At 66.0% G+C, this 14,015-nt stretch carries 21 protein-coding genes and 1 tRNA gene; 12 read left to right on the forward strand and 10 right to left on the reverse strand.

Going from position 1 to position 14,015, the window contains the following annotated elements; translation table 11 throughout:
* Positions 1–55: 55 nt before the first annotated feature.
* The 3 genes from ACX9OT_RS05760 to ACX9OT_RS05770 all read left to right on the forward strand — a co-directional run bounded on the left by ACX9OT_RS05760 (position 56) and on the right by ACX9OT_RS05770 (position 788).
* A tRNA-Pro gene (locus ACX9OT_RS05760) sits at positions 56–132 on the forward strand.
* Positions 133–249: 117 nt separating this feature from the next.
* The gene (locus tag ACX9OT_RS05765; protein WP_459001354.1) at positions 250–450 is read left to right on the forward strand and encodes a hypothetical protein; all 201 of its coding nucleotides are present in this window, start codon (positions 250–252) and stop codon (positions 448–450) included.
* Complete coding sequence (locus ACX9OT_RS05770) at positions 447–788, forward strand: low molecular weight protein tyrosine phosphatase family protein (RefSeq protein WP_149909454.1); 342 nt, start codon at positions 447–449, stop codon at positions 786–788. The genes ACX9OT_RS05765 and ACX9OT_RS05770 overlap by 4 nt, the downstream gene beginning before the upstream one ends.
* On the opposite strand, the gene ACX9OT_RS05775 is transcribed toward ACX9OT_RS05770, so the two are convergent.
* Positions 767–1,204 (reverse strand): GNAT family N-acetyltransferase, encoded by a 438-nt coding sequence (locus ACX9OT_RS05775; protein WP_459001357.1) that lies wholly within the window; start codon positions 1,202–1,204, stop codon positions 767–769. The genes ACX9OT_RS05770 and ACX9OT_RS05775 overlap by 22 nt on opposite strands.
* 85 nt (positions 1,205–1,289) lie before the next feature.
* Positions 1,290–1,799: a DUF3011 domain-containing protein gene (locus tag ACX9OT_RS05780; RefSeq protein ID WP_459001359.1), complete on the reverse strand. Its 510-nt coding sequence runs from the start codon at positions 1,797–1,799 to the stop codon at positions 1,290–1,292.
* 240 nt (positions 1,800–2,039) lie between these two features.
* Here ACX9OT_RS05780 and ACX9OT_RS05785 point away from each other — a divergent pair, with 240 nt between their 5' ends.
* Positions 2,040–2,435: a hypothetical protein gene (locus tag ACX9OT_RS05785; RefSeq protein WP_012511691.1), complete on the forward strand. Its 396-nt coding sequence runs from the start codon at positions 2,040–2,042 to the stop codon at positions 2,433–2,435.
* A 24-nt stretch (positions 2,436–2,459) separates the two neighbouring features.
* On the opposite strand, the gene ACX9OT_RS05790 is transcribed toward ACX9OT_RS05785, so the two are convergent.
* Entirely contained in the window at positions 2,460–3,152 is a 693-nt protein-coding gene (locus ACX9OT_RS05790) for an aspartate/glutamate racemase family protein (protein WP_107432596.1), read from the reverse strand.
* 87 nt (positions 3,153–3,239) lie between these two features.
* Here ACX9OT_RS05790 and ACX9OT_RS05795 point away from each other — a divergent pair, with 87 nt between their 5' ends.
* The 5 genes from ACX9OT_RS05795 to ACX9OT_RS05815 all read left to right on the forward strand — a co-directional run bounded on the left by ACX9OT_RS05795 (position 3,240) and on the right by ACX9OT_RS05815 (position 5,555).
* Positions 3,240–3,551, forward strand: a complete 312-nt coding sequence (locus ACX9OT_RS05795; RefSeq protein ID WP_042358872.1) for an ArsR/SmtB family transcription factor — start codon at positions 3,240–3,242, stop codon at positions 3,549–3,551.
* The gene (locus ACX9OT_RS05800; protein ID WP_459001362.1) at positions 3,551–3,901 is read left to right on the forward strand and encodes an SRPBCC family protein; all 351 of its coding nucleotides are present in this window, start codon (positions 3,551–3,553) and stop codon (positions 3,899–3,901) included. Before ACX9OT_RS05795 ends, ACX9OT_RS05800 begins: the two co-directional genes overlap by 1 nt.
* 37 nt (positions 3,902–3,938) lie before the next feature.
* The gene (locus ACX9OT_RS05805; RefSeq protein WP_032128666.1) at positions 3,939–4,547 is read left to right on the forward strand and encodes an ATP-dependent Clp protease proteolytic subunit; all 609 of its coding nucleotides are present in this window, start codon (positions 3,939–3,941) and stop codon (positions 4,545–4,547) included.
* 98 nt (positions 4,548–4,645) lie between these two features.
* Entirely contained in the window at positions 4,646–5,287 is a 642-nt protein-coding gene (locus ACX9OT_RS05810) for a LysE family translocator (RefSeq protein ID WP_459001364.1), read from the forward strand.
* 94 nt (positions 5,288–5,381) lie between these two features.
* The gene (locus ACX9OT_RS05815; RefSeq protein WP_006380555.1) at positions 5,382–5,555 is read left to right on the forward strand and encodes a DUF1328 domain-containing protein; all 174 of its coding nucleotides are present in this window, start codon (positions 5,382–5,384) and stop codon (positions 5,553–5,555) included.
* A 22-nt stretch (positions 5,556–5,577) separates the two neighbouring features.
* On the opposite strand, the gene ACX9OT_RS05820 is transcribed toward ACX9OT_RS05815, so the two are convergent.
* The 4 genes from ACX9OT_RS05820 to ACX9OT_RS05835 all read right to left on the reverse strand — a co-directional run bounded on the left by ACX9OT_RS05820 (position 5,578) and on the right by ACX9OT_RS05835 (position 7,113).
* Positions 5,578–5,910 (reverse strand): SMR family transporter, encoded by a 333-nt coding sequence (locus tag ACX9OT_RS05820; protein WP_005410423.1) that lies wholly within the window; start codon positions 5,908–5,910, stop codon positions 5,578–5,580.
* 13 nt (positions 5,911–5,923) lie between these two features.
* A complete protein-coding gene (locus ACX9OT_RS05825) occupies positions 5,924–6,496 on the reverse strand; it encodes a TetR/AcrR family transcriptional regulator (protein ID WP_032128668.1) in 573 nt (190 codons plus the stop codon).
* An 86-nt stretch (positions 6,497–6,582) separates the two neighbouring features.
* Positions 6,583–6,816: a DUF1653 domain-containing protein gene (locus tag ACX9OT_RS05830; protein WP_032128669.1), complete on the reverse strand. Its 234-nt coding sequence runs from the start codon at positions 6,814–6,816 to the stop codon at positions 6,583–6,585.
* A 12-nt stretch (positions 6,817–6,828) separates the two neighbouring features.
* Complete coding sequence (locus ACX9OT_RS05835; RefSeq protein ID WP_125894318.1) at positions 6,829–7,113, reverse strand: hypothetical protein; 285 nt, start codon at positions 7,111–7,113, stop codon at positions 6,829–6,831.
* 404 nt (positions 7,114–7,517) lie between these two features.
* Here ACX9OT_RS05835 and ACX9OT_RS05840 point away from each other — a divergent pair, with 404 nt between their 5' ends.
* From ACX9OT_RS05840 to ACX9OT_RS05850, 3 genes are all read left to right on the forward strand, one after another.
* Positions 7,518–7,724, forward strand: a complete 207-nt coding sequence (locus ACX9OT_RS05840) for a hypothetical protein (RefSeq protein ID WP_049423877.1) — start codon at positions 7,518–7,520, stop codon at positions 7,722–7,724.
* 131 nt (positions 7,725–7,855) lie between these two features.
* Positions 7,856–8,419: a DUF3011 domain-containing protein gene (locus tag ACX9OT_RS05845; RefSeq protein ID WP_049401711.1), complete on the forward strand. Its 564-nt coding sequence runs from the start codon at positions 7,856–7,858 to the stop codon at positions 8,417–8,419.
* A gap of 167 nt (positions 8,420–8,586) precedes the next feature.
* Positions 8,587–8,790 carry a hypothetical protein gene (locus ACX9OT_RS05850; protein ID WP_005417823.1) on the forward strand — a complete coding sequence of 68 codons (204 nt, stop codon included), beginning with the start codon at positions 8,587–8,589 and terminating at the stop codon, positions 8,788–8,790.
* Between the two features lie 152 nt (positions 8,791–8,942).
* Here ACX9OT_RS05850 and dxs read toward each other — a convergent pair whose 3' ends face one another.
* The 3 genes from dxs to ACX9OT_RS05865 form a co-directional block, all read right to left on the reverse strand.
* Positions 8,943–10,850: a 1-deoxy-D-xylulose-5-phosphate synthase gene (gene dxs / locus ACX9OT_RS05855; RefSeq protein WP_107432597.1), complete on the reverse strand. Its 1,908-nt coding sequence runs from the start codon at positions 10,848–10,850 to the stop codon at positions 8,943–8,945.
* Positions 10,851–10,955: 105 nt separating this feature from the next.
* Positions 10,956–11,621: an HNH endonuclease gene (locus tag ACX9OT_RS05860; protein ID WP_019336875.1), complete on the reverse strand. Its 666-nt coding sequence runs from the start codon at positions 11,619–11,621 to the stop codon at positions 10,956–10,958.
* A 557-nt stretch (positions 11,622–12,178) separates the two neighbouring features.
* Positions 12,179–13,969: an acyl-CoA dehydrogenase C-terminal domain-containing protein gene (locus ACX9OT_RS05865; RefSeq protein ID WP_459001368.1), complete on the reverse strand. Its 1,791-nt coding sequence runs from the start codon at positions 13,967–13,969 to the stop codon at positions 12,179–12,181.
* Positions 13,970–14,015 lie beyond the last annotated feature (46 nt).

A 14,015-nucleotide genomic window follows, 5' to 3' on the forward strand; every position in this document is an offset into this window, starting at 1 on the left:
GTAATCCGCTATACTTCACGGCCCGCCGCACTGGCGGGCACATCGCAGCATCAGTCGGGGCGTAGCGCAGCCTGGTAGCGCATCTGCCTGGGGGGCAGAGGGTCGTCGGTTCGAATCCGGCCGTCCCGACCACTGTGATGAATCAAGAAGCCTGCGCAGCAATGCGTGGGCTTTTTTGTGCGCGCGGTGTATGCTGCGCGCCACTCGTACTACCGCGGCTGCTGAACCCGGTACTCACGAGAACACAGCATGGAATCTGCAAGAAACCGTGCCTGGCGTCGCAGCCAGGCGCGCAACCGTGGTGGCGACCGCGCCACGACCGCCTACAGCTACAAGCCCGGGAAGAACTGGAAGCTGTTGTACACGCGCGATGCCAAGCTTGCGCGCGCACGCCAGCTGGGCTTCACCTATCCAGTGCTCAGCGCCCGCCAACTGCAGGAACAGGAATGATCAACCTGCTGTTCGTCTGCAGCCGCAACCAGCTGCGCAGCCCAACCGCCGAAGCCATGTGGCGACGGCGGCCCGGCTTCACTGCGCTGTCGGCCGGCACCAGCCCGCATGCACGACGCCCCATCGGCCCGGCGGACATCCGCTGGGCCGATGTCATCTTCGTGATGGAGGCCAAGCATCAGCATCGACTGCAGGCCGCATACGCGCGCCTGCTGGAACACAAGCGCCTGCATTGCCTGGATATCCCGGACGACTATCGCTGCATGGATCCCGTGCTGATGGATCTGCTGGACACCAAGGTGACCGCGTATCTCGATCAGCAGCCGGCAAAGCGGTAGATCAGCTCCGGGTCGCCGTCATCCAGTCCATGCACGATGCCGCTGTCGATGAAGCCCGATGCAACGAGCAGGCGCTGCATGGCGATGTTGGAGGCATTGGTCGAGGTGAACAGCTTGCGTTGTCCACGCTGTGCAATCGCGTGCCGCAGCAGTGCGGCGCCGACGCCCTGGCTGCGCCGCTCGCGCGCGACCATCAGCATTTCGACGAAGCCTTCGCCGAAGAAGTGCTCATGGAGGGTCATGTAGCCAACGATCTCGCGCTCCTGCTCGGCAACATGCACGTTGCCCCGCGCCAACCACTCGCCAATCTGTTCCGCCCGTTGAGGGTCGCTTGCCGCCACGCTGTCGAGTGCGATCAGCGCGGAGGCATCGGCGGGCGTCGCGTCGCGGAGGCGCAGCGCAGTCGCAGCGGGCATGGTCGGGCTCCTGACAGGAGGGCTCAGTCTATCGGCTCTGCCGCAGGCGCAGCCGCACCCGCCGCAGCCAGCGCGTGCTCGGCAGTCAATACACGCGGAACTCGGCCCGGCAGCCGTCGCTGACCCACACGCCGCGGCGGTCCCAGCCCCAGTTCTGGTCCTCGATGCAGGCCGTCACCGACTTCTGCTTGATCAGGAGCACCTCGTGGCGCACACGGATGCGGCATTCCTTGTCCTTCTTTTCGTAGGACTCGCAGACCAGGCGCTCGCCATCATCGTCACGGTCCCTGCCGCGGCCCGGCCAGCGTCCTCGCCCATAGCCGTCGGCGACGAACTCGGCGCGGCAGCCGTCGGTCACCCACAACGTGCGGCGGCTCTGGCCCCAGTTCTGGTTCTCCACGCACCGGGTCACCGACAGTTGCCTGGCCAGGCGCATGGGGCCCTCGATCGGGCATTGCGCGGTCTTGTTGAACTGCGATTCGCAGCGCAGCGCCGGAATGTGATCGGTGTCGTAGTCCTGTGCGGCTACGGTGGTGGCGGCCAGCAGCAGGGCAAGGGAGGTGCCGGTGATCGTCAGCAGCAGGCGATGGGACATGTGCAGGCTCGGTGGGGATGGGGCGGCAAGAATGGCCCAGTCCGGGGCTGCCGGAACGCTTCGTTCCGAAGATGGCTCAGTGGCGGTTTAGTAGTACGCGCGGGCCCATGCAGAGGCTTACATCCCGTATCATCGCTGCACATCCGATCGCATCGGTTTACACCCTCTTACATGTCTCCCACGCCGGTCGGCACAGCCTGTGGCTGTTGTCACTGGCATGCGGCCGGCGCGTGGAGGAGGATGCGCGGACCACGACGACCACAGGGGGTTGCGTTGATCAGCAGTACCGTCATTCATCGCTCGGCCGACGCAGGCGGCGCCGAGGTGCGGGTCCTGGACACTACGTTCAAGGGCAAGCATGTGTTCATTGCCTGGGGCCTGCGCGGGCCGGAACTGACCCGTAGCGCGGACCCGGCTGCCACCGTGGCCGCACGCAAGGCGCTGCACGCGGTTGCCGGCCACAGCGAGGGGCCGCGCAGCCCGGAAGTGTTCATCGCCAACCAGTCGGCGGTGGCGATCACGGTCTATCGCCTGCTTACCGAGGCGCGCTCCGGCGATGCCATCTTTTTCCTGTGCGATTCACAGGCGGTGGTCGAGTGGCTCATCACCGCGCTGGAAGTGCAGGGCGCGGACTGATTCCGCGCTCCGGCGCGCATCGATTCACGCCAGCGCCGCGTCCACCGCAGCCCGTGCGTGCAGTGCAGTGGTATCGAACAGCGGCACTGCGCTGTCTTCCGGTCGTACCAGCAGCATGATCTCGGTACAGCCCAGGATGATGGCTTCGGCACCGCGCGCCACCAGTCTCGCGATCACGCCGGCGTAGACCTGTCGTGAGTGCTCGCTGACCACACCGGCGATCAGTTCCTGGTAGATGATGTCGTGCACGCTGCGACGATCATCGGCTTCGGGAACCAGCACCTCCAATCCGAAGCGATCCTGCAGCCGGCCGCGGTAGAAGTCCTGTTCCATGGTGAAGGCGGTACCGAGCAGGCCCACCTTGCGTGCGCCTGCCTGCACGATGGCCTGGGCGGTGGGGTCGGCGATATGCAGCAGCGGCAGTGGGCAGACCGCCTCGATGCGGTCGGCCAGCTTGTGCATGGTGTTGGTGCAGATCAACAGCAGATCGGCGCCACCGGCCTGCAGGCGCCGTGCAGCGTCGGCCATATGGTCGCCCAGCGCATTCCAGTCGCCGTCATGCTGCAGCTGCTTGATGCCGGCGAAATCCACCGACCACAGCAGCAGCTGCGCCGAGTGTGCGCCACCGAGGCGCTGCCGCACCGCCTCGTTGATGAGACGGTAGTACTGGGCCGAGCTTTCCCAGCTCATGCCGCCGATCAGGCCAAGGGTCTTCATGCACAGCTCCATGCCGGGGGAGCCGTCATTGCAGCACAGCCGATGCGGGAGTTGCACTACACATTAGTGATTGCTAATGTGTTGGTCATGATCGAGAACGCCCTCTTCAAAGCGCTGGCCGACCCCACCCGCCGCCACATCTTCGAAAAGCTGGCCGAGGGCGGGCAGCATGCCAGCGCGCTGCGCGAGGGCATGGCGATCAGCCAGTCTGCGATGTCCCAGCACCTGGCGGTGCTGCGCGATGCCGGGCTGGTGAGCGAACAGCGCCAAGGCCGTTTCGTCCACTACGAGGTCGATCCGCGCGGGCTGGCGCACATCGGCAACTGGCTGCAGCGCTACCGGGCCTACTGGCCCGCGCGGATGGATGCCTTGCAGGATCTGCTGAAGGAGATGGACTGATGGACGATGTTCTGAACGAAGCGGCTCCCGCGTTGGTGATGGAGCAGTGGCTGCCAGCGCCACCGGAACGGGTCTGGCGCGCACTGTTCGATCCGGCGCTGCGTGAGCGCTGGTTGCCTGCGGCCGATCTTGCCGATCCGCAGCCTTGCCTGTGCGAGGAGGGGCGGGAACTGGGGTTCCACCTGCGCGATGCGCAGCCTCCGCATCTGCACAGCCTGGTGTGTTTCCAGCTGCGCGCGGATGACGGTGGGGGGACGGTGCTGACCATCGTGCATCGGCTCACCGACCTGCGCGCGTTGCTGCCGTTGGCCGCCAACGACGATCATCGCACCATGATGCGCGCGGCCTGAGGCGGCGCCTGGATCAAACGCTACAGGGAGCAGGCACATGCGGGACAGAATGCAGCTGATACCGATGGTGGTGGAACGCAGCGAGCGCGGTGAGCGCTCCCATGACATCTACTCGCGGCTCCTGCGCGAGCGCATCATCTTTCTCAACGGCGAAGTCGATGACACTGTGTCGGCGCTGGTCTGCGCGCAGCTGCTGTTCCTGGAATCGGAAAACCCGGAGAAGCCGATCCATCTGTACATCAACTCGCCGGGTGGGGTGATCTCCAGCGGCCTGGCGATGTACGACACCATGCAATACATCTCGGCCCCGGTGCATACGCTGTGCATGGGCACCGCGCGGTCGATGGGTTCGTTCCTGCTGATGGCCGGCGAGCCCGGTCACCGTGCGGCGTTGGCCAATGCCAGCCTGCATGTGCATCAGCCGCTGGGCGGGGTGCAGGGCCAGGCGTCGGACATCTTCATCCATGCCGAGGAAATGCAGCGCACCAAGCAGCGCATCACCCGGCTGTATGCGCAGCATTGCGGACGCAGTGTCGAGGAGGTCGAGCAGACCCTGGACCGCGATCGTTTCATGAGTGCCGAGCAGGCATGCGAATGGGGCTTGATCGATCAGGTACTGGTACGGCGCGACGCGCTCGCGGCCTGAGCCTGCCTCTGTAACCACCGCATCCATGCTGCGCTGTGTGTGCCGCGCCAGGCCGGCGCACTCTATGCTGGTGGGATCTTCTGAAGTGGATGTCCGATATGGCCCTGCATACCTGGTGGTGGTTTCTCGCCACGGTGTTCGTTCTGTGTGGTACGCCGGGGCCGAACATGCTGCATATCCTCGGTCGCAGCGTCGGGCTCGGCTTTCGCGGTAGCGTGCCGGCGATGGCTGGCTGCCTGCTGGCGATGCTGCTGGTGCTGGCGGCCTCCGCAGCAGGCCTGAGTGCGCTGCTGCATTCCTCGCCGATGCTGTTTGAGGTGCTGCGTTATCTGGGCGTGGCCTATCTGGCCTGGCTGGGCCTGAAGGCATGGCGTGACAGTTGCCGGCCGGCATCGCCGGTGACGGTCGATGCTACGCCGCCGGTTGCGGCCTCGCTGGGCGCGTGGAAGGTGTTCCGTGGTGGTCTTCTGGTGGGCCTGAGCAATCCCAAGCTGCTGCTGTTCGCGGCGGCGTTCCTGCCGCAGTTCGTCGACCCATCACGCGGCCAGGCGCTGCAGTACAGCGTGCTGGTTGCCACCTTCGCCGGCTGCGAACTGTTCTGGTACGTGATGTATGCCGCCGGTGGCCATGGCCTGCGCCGATGGTTGGCCAAACCCTTCGCGCGGCGCTGGTTCGAGCGGCTGGTGGGTAGCGTGTTCCTGGCCTTTGCGGTGGCCCTGATGCGTTTCCGCCCGCGCTGATTCACGCCGCGCACGCGGCCTGTTCACGACTGCCGCATCGGCTACGGCCTAGCCTGATCATCCTGTACGCAGTCCCCACGGGGAAAGGTTTGACATGATCAAGTGGGCCATCATCTTCGCCATCATCGGCGTCATTGCGGGCGTGCTCGGCTTCGGCGGCATTGCCGGTGCCGCGGTCGGCATCGCCAAGTTCCTGTTCTGGGCCGGCATCATCATCGCCGTGGTGCTGTTCCTGCTCGGCATGACCGTAGCGAAGAAGGTCAGCTAGCGTTGATCGCGCAGCAGCGTACTCAGTGTGCGCTGCTGCGCGAGAACAGATTGATCACCAGTACGCCAGCACAGATCAGGCCGATGCCGATCAACGCCGGTGCATCCAGGCGCTGCTTGAACACCACCAGCCCGATCAGCGAGATCAGCACGATGCCGACGCCGGACCAGATCGCGTAGGCGATGCCGGTCGGGATCGACTTCATGGTCATCGACAGCAGGTAGAAGCACAGTCCATAGCCGACCAGTGCGCCCAGTGTCGGCGCCAGCCGGCTCATGCCGTCGGATGCCTTCAGCAGCGACGTGGCAATTACTTCCAGCACGATGGCAGCGGCAAGGTAGAGGTAGGGATTCATTGAGCGCTCCTGCTTACTGCGGGTCGCATAGTTTCAGGGCCTGTTCGGCCATCGCCAATGCGTTGGCGCGTTCTTCCTCGTCCAGTGGTCGCCCATAGGCCGTGGCCCAGTAGCCATCGGCAGCGCAGCGCGCCGCATACAGTCGGGGATCGTTGGCTTCGCCGGCGAACTCGGCCAGCATCGCACGCTTCCAGGTACGCCAATGCGCGAGCAGGGCCGGTTCCATCAGGTTGCCCAGGGTCAGGCCGATGTCGTTGTCCTGTTCCTGCTGCAGCAGATGCTCGAAATTGGCCTGCACATAGGCGCGGCTGAAACGGCCATGCCCTTCGGGGTTTTCCTGCAGCAGGGCACGTACCCGCGCTTCGAATTCGCCGATGAGCGCTCCGATGGCTTCATCCACCAGTGCCTGCTTGCTGCTGAAATGATGGAACAGCGCACCCTTGCTGACACCGGCGGCCTGTGCGACGTCCTGCACGGTCAACGCGGCGAGGCCATCTCGGCCGATCACTTCAATGGTGGCCTGCAGCAGTGACTGGCGCACGCTGTCGGGCGCCTTGCGGCGGGAACGGGAGGGGGATGCGGACATGGCGGGAAGAAACCGACTGGACGGTACGATTGTAACGCAGGCCCGTGGTGTCACCGCGCTGCCGGCCAGGGCCGGCAGCGGAACCGTCATGCGTCGATGCGGGCGAAACGCGGCTGCGGTCCGTGTTCGCCCGGTACCTGTTCGACGAACATGGCATACGGGCGCACCCACAGGCCGCCTTCGCCATAGAGCGCGCGATACAGCACCAGTGGCTCCAGCGTCTCGCTGCTGCGGACGATATCGAGCACGTCGTACTCGCCGCCCTTGAAGTGGCGGTAGCGACCCGGGGCCAGGGTGGGTAGCGGGCTCAGCTCAGCCATGGGGTGCGCGCCTCACTTGCGTGCCGGGCTGGCCGGCTTCGCGCAGTAGGCATCGATGGCCTCGGCGGTATTGGCCAGGCCCTGTGCCTGTGCCAGTTCCCACGGGCGTTCGCAACGCTGGCTGTGCTCGCACCACTGGTAGCCGGCCGAACCAATGCATCCGTGGGCATCGCGATCGCCGCCCACCTTCGGTATCGCAGACGAGGTGGTCGCCGCATCGGCACGTGCGGCGGCGTCGTGCTGGTTGGCGCACGCGGTCAGCACCAGCAGGGCTGGAATCAGAAGAAGCGCTTTCATCGGGCGGGCTCCGTGCCTAAAGCGACAGTGTCTGTCGCAAATAGCCCTCCAGCAAGCGCTCAGTGCATGGCGGCGCGGATCAGCTCTTCAATCAGCACCAGATAGCTGGCCACGAAATAGAACTTCAGCAGCGTCCAGCGCTGCTGCGAGAAGAAGGTGCGCATGTGGAAGGGGCCCCTGTTGGTGACGGTAGTGTGAAGCTCCGTCAACTCCGTGACAAGGGTCACGGAACGCCTTCACTAAACAGCCTCAGGGATGTGAGGGTTGGGAAGCGCCCGACCGAATCCTGAGGCATTTTCGTACAAATCTGATGGGCCATCTCCGACGCGATCGATAGCCTGAGGGTGTACTGGCACGTGGCCCTGCCGCCTGTCACCGCCTCTTTCTTTCCGCAGGAGCTTCTCATGGTCTTTACTGTCCAATGCACTGCCCGGCACTGGTCCGTGTTGCATCCGAAGGCGGGTGACGCCACCCGTTACGCCCGCGGTGCCGATGCCTTCGACGCGGCCGCTGCGCTGGCCCTCGAGCACCATCGTCGCACCGGCCAGCGCAGCACGGTCCGGGTCGAGGCGCTCGGCAGCACCGTGGATGCGCTCCATATCGGGGAGTGACGCCACCGGCCGAGGCGCAGTCAGCCACGGTTGAGTTGTTTGAATGGGGAAAAAACCGCCGTGGGGCGCCCCCTGTGCGCCGCGCCACGAATCCCGGATGCTTGCGCCATCGTATTCATCCGGAGATTCCGATGGGCAAGGCACTCACCTGGCGAACCCTGGCCTGCACGCTGCTGCCGATGCTGGCGGCCGCGGGCGGCGCGCAGGCGCAGAGCTATGGCTACGGTTATGACGACGATCGCTATGGCGGTCGTGATGGCGGCGGCATCGTCCGCTGCGAATCGATCAAGAACCGCAGCAATGAATGCCGCCTGGAAGGCCGTGCCCGGATGATCCGCCAGTTGTCCGGTTCGCCGTGCGTGGAAGGCGAGACCTGGGGGCAATCGCGCTACGGTGTGTGGGTCACCCAGGGCTGCCGTGCCGAGTTCGTTGGCGAGTACCGCCGTGGCGGTGGCTGGGGTGGTGGCCATGGCAACGGCTGGGGCAACGGTGGCAATGGCTGGGGCGGGGGTGAGGTGATCACCTGCCATTCCAACGGCCACCGCCAGGAGTACTGTGATGCCCGCATCCGTCGTGGTGTGCGCCTGGTGCGTCAGGATTCACGCAGCGCCTGCATCGAGGGCCAGACCTGGGGCTGGAACCGTCGTGGCATCTGGGTCAGCGACGGCTGCCGGGCGCAGTTCCAGGTGAATTGAGCTCGCCCATCGAAAATCAGAATAATCTGATACAGCTCACATTTTGAACGTCGTATCTTCTGTGATCAGGGCACCCCTGCGTGCCCCTGATCCGTCGCGATGAAGTCTGCCGTAACCGGCACGCCCGTCCCGCCACCGTCGATACGCTGCCTCAAGGAGTGAGCTGCATGTTGATCCGCCTGCAATGCGAGCAACGCCAATGGCGCGTGCTGCACCCGGACCGGCCGGAACCGATCGAGTTCCGCGATGGTGCCCGGGCCTACGATTTCGCTGAAACCCTTGCACGCCTCCACTTCGTCGACACCGGGCAGCGCGCTGCGGTGCGGGTGGAGGCCAGCGGTGCGTTCGTGGAAGCGGTCAGCTACGGCTGAGGGTTGGGGTTTCCGGCCAGATCATCGTTCCGGAGCCCGCCATCCACGCACGGCGTGGATCTACTTTGCATCTGTCTCCACGCATGGCGTGGATCGACCCCTGTTCCGCAGTAGATCCACGCCATGCGTGGATCTACTGGTGGTGACCGGCCTCAGCCTGCCGCGCTGAGCGGCGGGGTCCCGGCAGCCAGCTGCGGCCAGCGCTTGAGTACCGCCGCGCGGATGCCCGCCGCATCGATACCGGCTTCGGCCAGCAGGTCCTCACGGCTTGCGTGGTGCTGGTAACTGTCTGGCAGGCCCAGGTGCAGGATCGGGCGCAGTACGCCTTCGGCGTTGAGCAGTTCGCCGACGCCGGAGCCGGCGCCGCCGGCCACCACGTTGTCTTCGATCGTGACCAGGCCCTCGTGCTGGGCGGCCACGGCCAGCACCAGCTCGCGGTCCAGCGGCTTGATGAAGCGCATGTTGACCACGCTCAGCCCCAGTTCGCGGCCGACCTGCTCAGCGGCGGCCACGGTGCTGCCGAAGGCGAGCAGCGCGACGCGGCTGCCCTGCAGGCGAAGCTCGCCCTTGCCGATCGGCAGGGTCGACAGGTCGGTACCGGCGGCGACGCCGGTGCCGGTGCCGCGCGGATAGCGCACGGCGGCCGGGCCCGGGTGCTGCAGGCCAGTGCTGAGCATCTGCCGGCACTCGGCTTCATTGGACGGAGCCATCACCACCAGGTTCGGCACGCAGCGCAGGAAGCTCAGGTCGAGGTTGCCGGCATGGGTGGCGCCGTCCGGACCGACCACGCCGGCGCGGTCGATCGCGAACAGCACGTCCAGGTCCTGGATGGCCACGTCATGCACCAGCTGGTCGTACGCGCGCTGCAGGAAGGTGGAATAGATCGCCACCACCGGCTTGCCGCCCTGGGTGGCCATGCCGGCGGCGAGGGTGACCGCGTGCTGCTCGGCAATTGCCACGTCGAAATAGCGTTGCGGGTATTCCTTGCTGAAACGCACCAGGCCGGAGCCTTCGCGCATCGCCGGGGTGATGCCGTACAGGCGTGGCTCGGCAGCGGCGGCATCGCACAGCCAGTCGCTGAACACATCGGTGTAGGTCGGCTTCTTGGCACCGGCCTTGGCCACCAGTCCCTTGTCCGGATCGAACGGGCCGACGGCGTGGTAACCGATCTGGTCGCCTTCGGCCGGCTCGTAGCCCTTGCCCTTGGTGGTCATCACGTGCAGCAGCTTCGGGCCCTTGGAGGCGCGCAACGTCTTCAGCGTGGACAGCAGGGCCGGCATGTCGTGGCCGTCGATCGGACCGGTGTAGTGGAAGCCCATTTCCTCGAACATCGTGGACGGCACGAACATGCCCTTCCAGTGTTCTTCCCAGCGCTTCACGAAGCGCGCCGGGTTGTTCTTCTTGTCGCCGAGGATCTTCTTGCCGCCTTCGCGCAGCGCATTGAGCGTGCGGCTGCCGGTGGCACGGCCGAGCATCTTGGTCAGGCCGCCGACCGCCTCGGAGATCGACATGTTGTTGTCGTTGAGGATCACCAGCAGGTTCGGTTCCGGATCCATGCCGCCGGCGTGCATCAGCGCTTCGAAGGCCATGCCGGCGGTCATCGCACCGTCACCGATCACCGCCACGATCTTGCGGTCGTCGCCTTCGGACTGGCGGGCAATGGCCATGCCGAGTGCCGCCGAGATCGAGGTCGAGGAGTGGCCGACGCCGAAGGTGTCGTACTCGCTCTCTTCGCGCTTCGGGAACGGCGCGACGCCGTCCTTCTGCTTGACGGTGTGGATCTCGTCGCGGCGACCGGTCAGGATCTTGTGCGGGTAGGTCTGGTGACCGACGTCCCAGACCAGCTGGTCCTGCGGAGTCTGGTACAGGTAGTGCAGGGCCACGGTGAGTTCGATCACGCCCAGGCCGGCGGCGAAGTGCCCGCCGCTCTTGCCCACCGACTCGATGAGGTAGGCGCGCAGTTCGTCGGCGACCGCCCTCAATTCGGATTCGTCGAACGTGCGCAGGTCATCCGGTGTCTGGATGCGCGCGAGGCGGGGATAGCGGGCAGAGTCGATCATCATGTTCGCACTTGTTCTGAACGCCCATTTTCGCCCTCAAACGGGGGTGGGGCAAGCGAACGCCGCCGCCCGTGACAGGACGGTGAGGGTTGCATTTTCAGCGATTCAGGTGCTCAGTTTTGACCGCTTGGGCAATTGCGCCTTCAGGAAGGCCATCTGGTCGGCCAGGATGTTGCGGTTGGACAGGATCAGGTGCTCGATCCAGCTGGGCCGGTAAGGCACCGCCAGCAACGGCATTCCGGCCTGCTGCGGGGTGCGGTCGCTCTTGCGCGAGTTGCAGTGGAAGCAGGCGGTGACCACGTTTTCCCAGCAGTCCAGGCCACCCTTGGACAGCGGCATGACGTGGTCGCGGGTGAGCGTGGGGCGGTTGAACTGCTGGCCGCAGTACATGCACAGGTGCGCGTCGCGGGCGAACAGGGCCGGGTTGGTCAGGTTTGGCGTGGGGTCGATCGCGCGGGAGCGGGCGTGGCCGCGGGCGGCGATGATCGGGTGCAGGTCCATGCCGCTCTGCAGGCCGCTGAAGCGGTTGGTGCCGCCGTGGATGTGCAGGCAGGGATCGCCGAGTGTCCAGGCGACGGCTTCGCGGGCGTAGAGGCACGCCGCATCCTGCCAGGTGATCCAGTCCAGTACGCGTCCGTGGGCATCAAGCGAGAGCAGCCGGACCGAACCGGGGCGATGCAGCGTCGTGGCGTTGGGCGATGCTTCGGCGCCCGGAGCAGAAAACGGAGCTCCGGCTTCGATCAGACCCAAGCGTGTAGTGTCTGTCTCCATCGGGAGAACAGCTTATACCTGAATGTTGACGATTTGTGTATCGCCTGTCGGCGATACGCAAATCGTCAACATTCAGGTCCACGCATTCCTCCTATCCCCCCGCACCTGTCGGCGCGCCCCCTTTAGCAACCCAGCCCGCCGTTGGCGCGCTGGGTTGCCCGCGCATTCTTCCTAATCCGCGCGCCTGTCGGCGCGCCCCCTTTAACAAAAGGGGGCTTTTCTCCAGGTGGATTGTGGGGCGGGCTGTCAAGCTGGGGTCGGATCCCTTTCCGCAGGAAAGGGCTCTGACCCCTCATCCACGCATGGCGTGGATCTACCGTGTCGACCAAGGGCGACACCTACCAGCAGCAGAAATCTGTCGAGGGCGGGGTGGGTCCGGTTGCGGGGGCGTGAGCCGCATGGATGCGGCGACCGAGCTTACATGGACGTACTTGCAGCGTCCCCCGCAATTGGACCCACCTCGCCACCCCGCAGGAAGCCAGCTCTTGCCGTTGATGTTGCTGTTGCGGTGGCCGGCCAGCGGCCGGCACTACCGCGGGTGCCGGGCGCAGCCCGGCTCAGGCGCCGAAGCGCTCGTCGTCCATCGCCATCAGCGGGGCGGCGCCGGCCTGGATCGCGGCGGCGTGGGCGAGGGTGCGCGGCAGCACGCGGGCGAAGTAGAACCGTGCGGTCTCGCGCTTGCCCTGAGCGAAAGCGGCGCCGTGCGCGCTGGCATCGGCGGCGGCCACGCTGCGGGCCCACCAGTAAGCCAGCACCACGTAACCCGAATAGAACAGGTAGTCGTAGCTGGCTGCGCCGAGTTCGTCCGGGTTGGCGGCCGCGCGCTGCAGCACGTCCAGGGTCAGCTTGCCCCATTCGGCGGCCTTGGCCCGCAGCGGGCCGATGAACTCGGCCAGCGCTTCGTTGCCTTCGTTGGCCTTGGCGAAGGCTTCGATCTCGGCCAGCATCAGCTTCAGGCCAGCGCCCTGGCTGGACGCGGTCTTGCGGCCGATCAGGTCCAGCGCCTGGATGCCGGTGGTGCCTTCATACAGCGTGGTGATGCGCGCATCGCGGGCCAGCTGCTCCATGCCGTGTTCGCGGATGTAGCCGTGGCCACCGAAGCACTGCAGGGCATTGTAGGTGTTCTCGATGCCCCATTCGGTCTGGCAGGCCTTGGAGATCGGGGTCAGGAAGCTCACCAGGGTGTCGGCGCGCTCACGCTCGGCGGCATCGTCGGCGTGGTGGGCGACGTCGATCAGGGTGGCGGCGTGCAGGGCCAGCAGGCGGCTGCCCTCGACCAGTGACTTCACCGTCAGCAGCATGCGGCGCACATCCGGATGGACCAGGATCGGGTCGGCCGGCTTGTCCGGGAACTTGGCGCCGCTCAGGGCGCGCGACTGCAGGCGCTCACGGCTGTACTTCAGTGCGTTCTGGTAGGCGCGCTCGGACAGGCCGATGCCCTGCAGGCCGACGCCCAAGCGCGCGGTGTTCATCATGGTGAACATGGCCTGCAGGCCCTTGTGCGGCTGGCCGACCAGGTAGCCCTGCGCACCATCGAAGTTCATCACGCAGGTGACCGACCCCTTGATGCCCATCTTGTGCTCGATCGAGCCGCAGCGCAGTGCGTTGCGCTCGCCGACGTTGCCTTCGCGGTCGACCTTGAACTTCGGGGTGACGAACAGCGAGATGCCCTTGGCACCCGGAGGGGCGTCGGGCAGCTTGGCCAGCACCAAGTGCACGATGTTGCCGGTCAGGTCGTGCTCGCCGGCAGTGATGAAGATCTTGGTGCCGGTGATCGAGTAGCTGCCATCGGCATTCGGCTCGGCCTTGGTCTTGAGCAGGCCCAGGTCGGTGCCGCAGTGCGGTTCGGTCAGGCACATGGTGCCGGTCCAGCGGCCCTCGATCAGCGGCTTCAGGAAGGCCTCGTGCTGCCAGGCTTCGCCGTGCTGCTTCAGCGCTTCGATGGCGCCGTGCGAGAGCAGCGGGAAGTTGCCCCACGCCAGGTTGGCGGCATTGATCATTTCGTTGAGCGGCACGCCCAGGGTGTGCGGCAGGCCCTGGCCGCCCAGCTCCGGCGACGCGGTCAGGCCGGTCCAGCCGCCATCGACGAACTGGTCGTAGGCCTGCTTGAAGCCGGGCGGGGTGGTCACTTCACCGGAGGCCTGGTCGAGTACGCAGCCGATCTCGTCGCCGACGCTGTTGAGCGGGGCCAGCACGGTGGCGCTGAAGCGGCCGGCTTCTTCCAGCACGGCATCGACCACGTCGGCGGTGGCGTCGGTGAAGCCCAGGCGGGCGAACAGGGGTTCGACCTTGAGCACATCGTGCAGGGCGAAACGGAGGTCGGAAAGCGGGGCGGTGTAGCTGCTCATCGGTACGTCTCGATTTGATCAGGGACAGGGGGAGCGGCGCCGGGCG

This window comes from Stenotrophomonas genospecies 3 (assembly GCF_054473855.1).

Excerpts from the sequence above, each read along its gene's own strand:
- ACX9OT_RS05765 (WP_459001354.1), top strand. The coding sequence starts at position 250 with ATGGAATCTGCAAGAAACCGTGCCTGGCGTCGCAGCCAGGCGCGCAAC.
- ACX9OT_RS05770 (WP_149909454.1), top strand. The coding sequence starts at position 447 with ATGATCAACCTGCTGTTCGTCTGCAGCCGCAACCAGCTGCGCAGCCCA.
- ACX9OT_RS05775 (WP_459001357.1), bottom strand. The coding sequence starts at position 1,204 with ATGCCCGCTGCGACTGCGCTGCGCCTCCGCGACGCGACGCCCGCCGAT.
- ACX9OT_RS05780 (WP_459001359.1), bottom strand. The coding sequence starts at position 1,799 with ATGTCCCATCGCCTGCTGCTGACGATCACCGGCACCTCCCTTGCCCTG.
- ACX9OT_RS05785 (WP_012511691.1), top strand. The coding sequence starts at position 2,040 with ATGCGCGGACCACGACGACCACAGGGGGTTGCGTTGATCAGCAGTACC.
- ACX9OT_RS05790 (WP_107432596.1), bottom strand. The coding sequence starts at position 3,152 with ATGAAGACCCTTGGCCTGATCGGCGGCATGAGCTGGGAAAGCTCGGCC.
- ACX9OT_RS05795 (WP_042358872.1), top strand. The coding sequence starts at position 3,240 with ATGATCGAGAACGCCCTCTTCAAAGCGCTGGCCGACCCCACCCGCCGC.
- ACX9OT_RS05800 (WP_459001362.1), top strand. The coding sequence starts at position 3,551 with ATGGACGATGTTCTGAACGAAGCGGCTCCCGCGTTGGTGATGGAGCAG.
- ACX9OT_RS05805 (WP_032128666.1), top strand. The coding sequence starts at position 3,939 with ATGCGGGACAGAATGCAGCTGATACCGATGGTGGTGGAACGCAGCGAG.
- ACX9OT_RS05810 (WP_459001364.1), top strand. The coding sequence starts at position 4,646 with ATGGCCCTGCATACCTGGTGGTGGTTTCTCGCCACGGTGTTCGTTCTG.
- ACX9OT_RS05815 (WP_006380555.1), top strand. The coding sequence starts at position 5,382 with ATGATCAAGTGGGCCATCATCTTCGCCATCATCGGCGTCATTGCGGGC.
- ACX9OT_RS05820 (WP_005410423.1), bottom strand. The coding sequence starts at position 5,910 with ATGAATCCCTACCTCTACCTTGCCGCTGCCATCGTGCTGGAAGTAATT.
- ACX9OT_RS05825 (WP_032128668.1), bottom strand. The coding sequence starts at position 6,496 with ATGTCCGCATCCCCCTCCCGTTCCCGCCGCAAGGCGCCCGACAGCGTG.
- ACX9OT_RS05830 (WP_032128669.1), bottom strand. The coding sequence starts at position 6,816 with ATGGCTGAGCTGAGCCCGCTACCCACCCTGGCCCCGGGTCGCTACCGC.
- ACX9OT_RS05835 (WP_125894318.1), bottom strand. The coding sequence starts at position 7,113 with ATGAAAGCGCTTCTTCTGATTCCAGCCCTGCTGGTGCTGACCGCGTGC.
- ACX9OT_RS05840 (WP_049423877.1), top strand. The coding sequence starts at position 7,518 with ATGGTCTTTACTGTCCAATGCACTGCCCGGCACTGGTCCGTGTTGCAT.
- ACX9OT_RS05845 (WP_049401711.1), top strand. The coding sequence starts at position 7,856 with ATGGGCAAGGCACTCACCTGGCGAACCCTGGCCTGCACGCTGCTGCCG.
- ACX9OT_RS05850 (WP_005417823.1), top strand. The coding sequence starts at position 8,587 with ATGTTGATCCGCCTGCAATGCGAGCAACGCCAATGGCGCGTGCTGCAC.
- dxs (WP_107432597.1), bottom strand. The coding sequence starts at position 10,850 with ATGATCGACTCTGCCCGCTATCCCCGCCTCGCGCGCATCCAGACACCG.
- ACX9OT_RS05860 (WP_019336875.1), bottom strand. The coding sequence starts at position 11,621 with ATGGAGACAGACACTACACGCTTGGGTCTGATCGAAGCCGGAGCTCCG.
- ACX9OT_RS05865 (WP_459001368.1), bottom strand. The coding sequence starts at position 13,969 with ATGAGCAGCTACACCGCCCCGCTTTCCGACCTCCGTTTCGCCCTGCAC.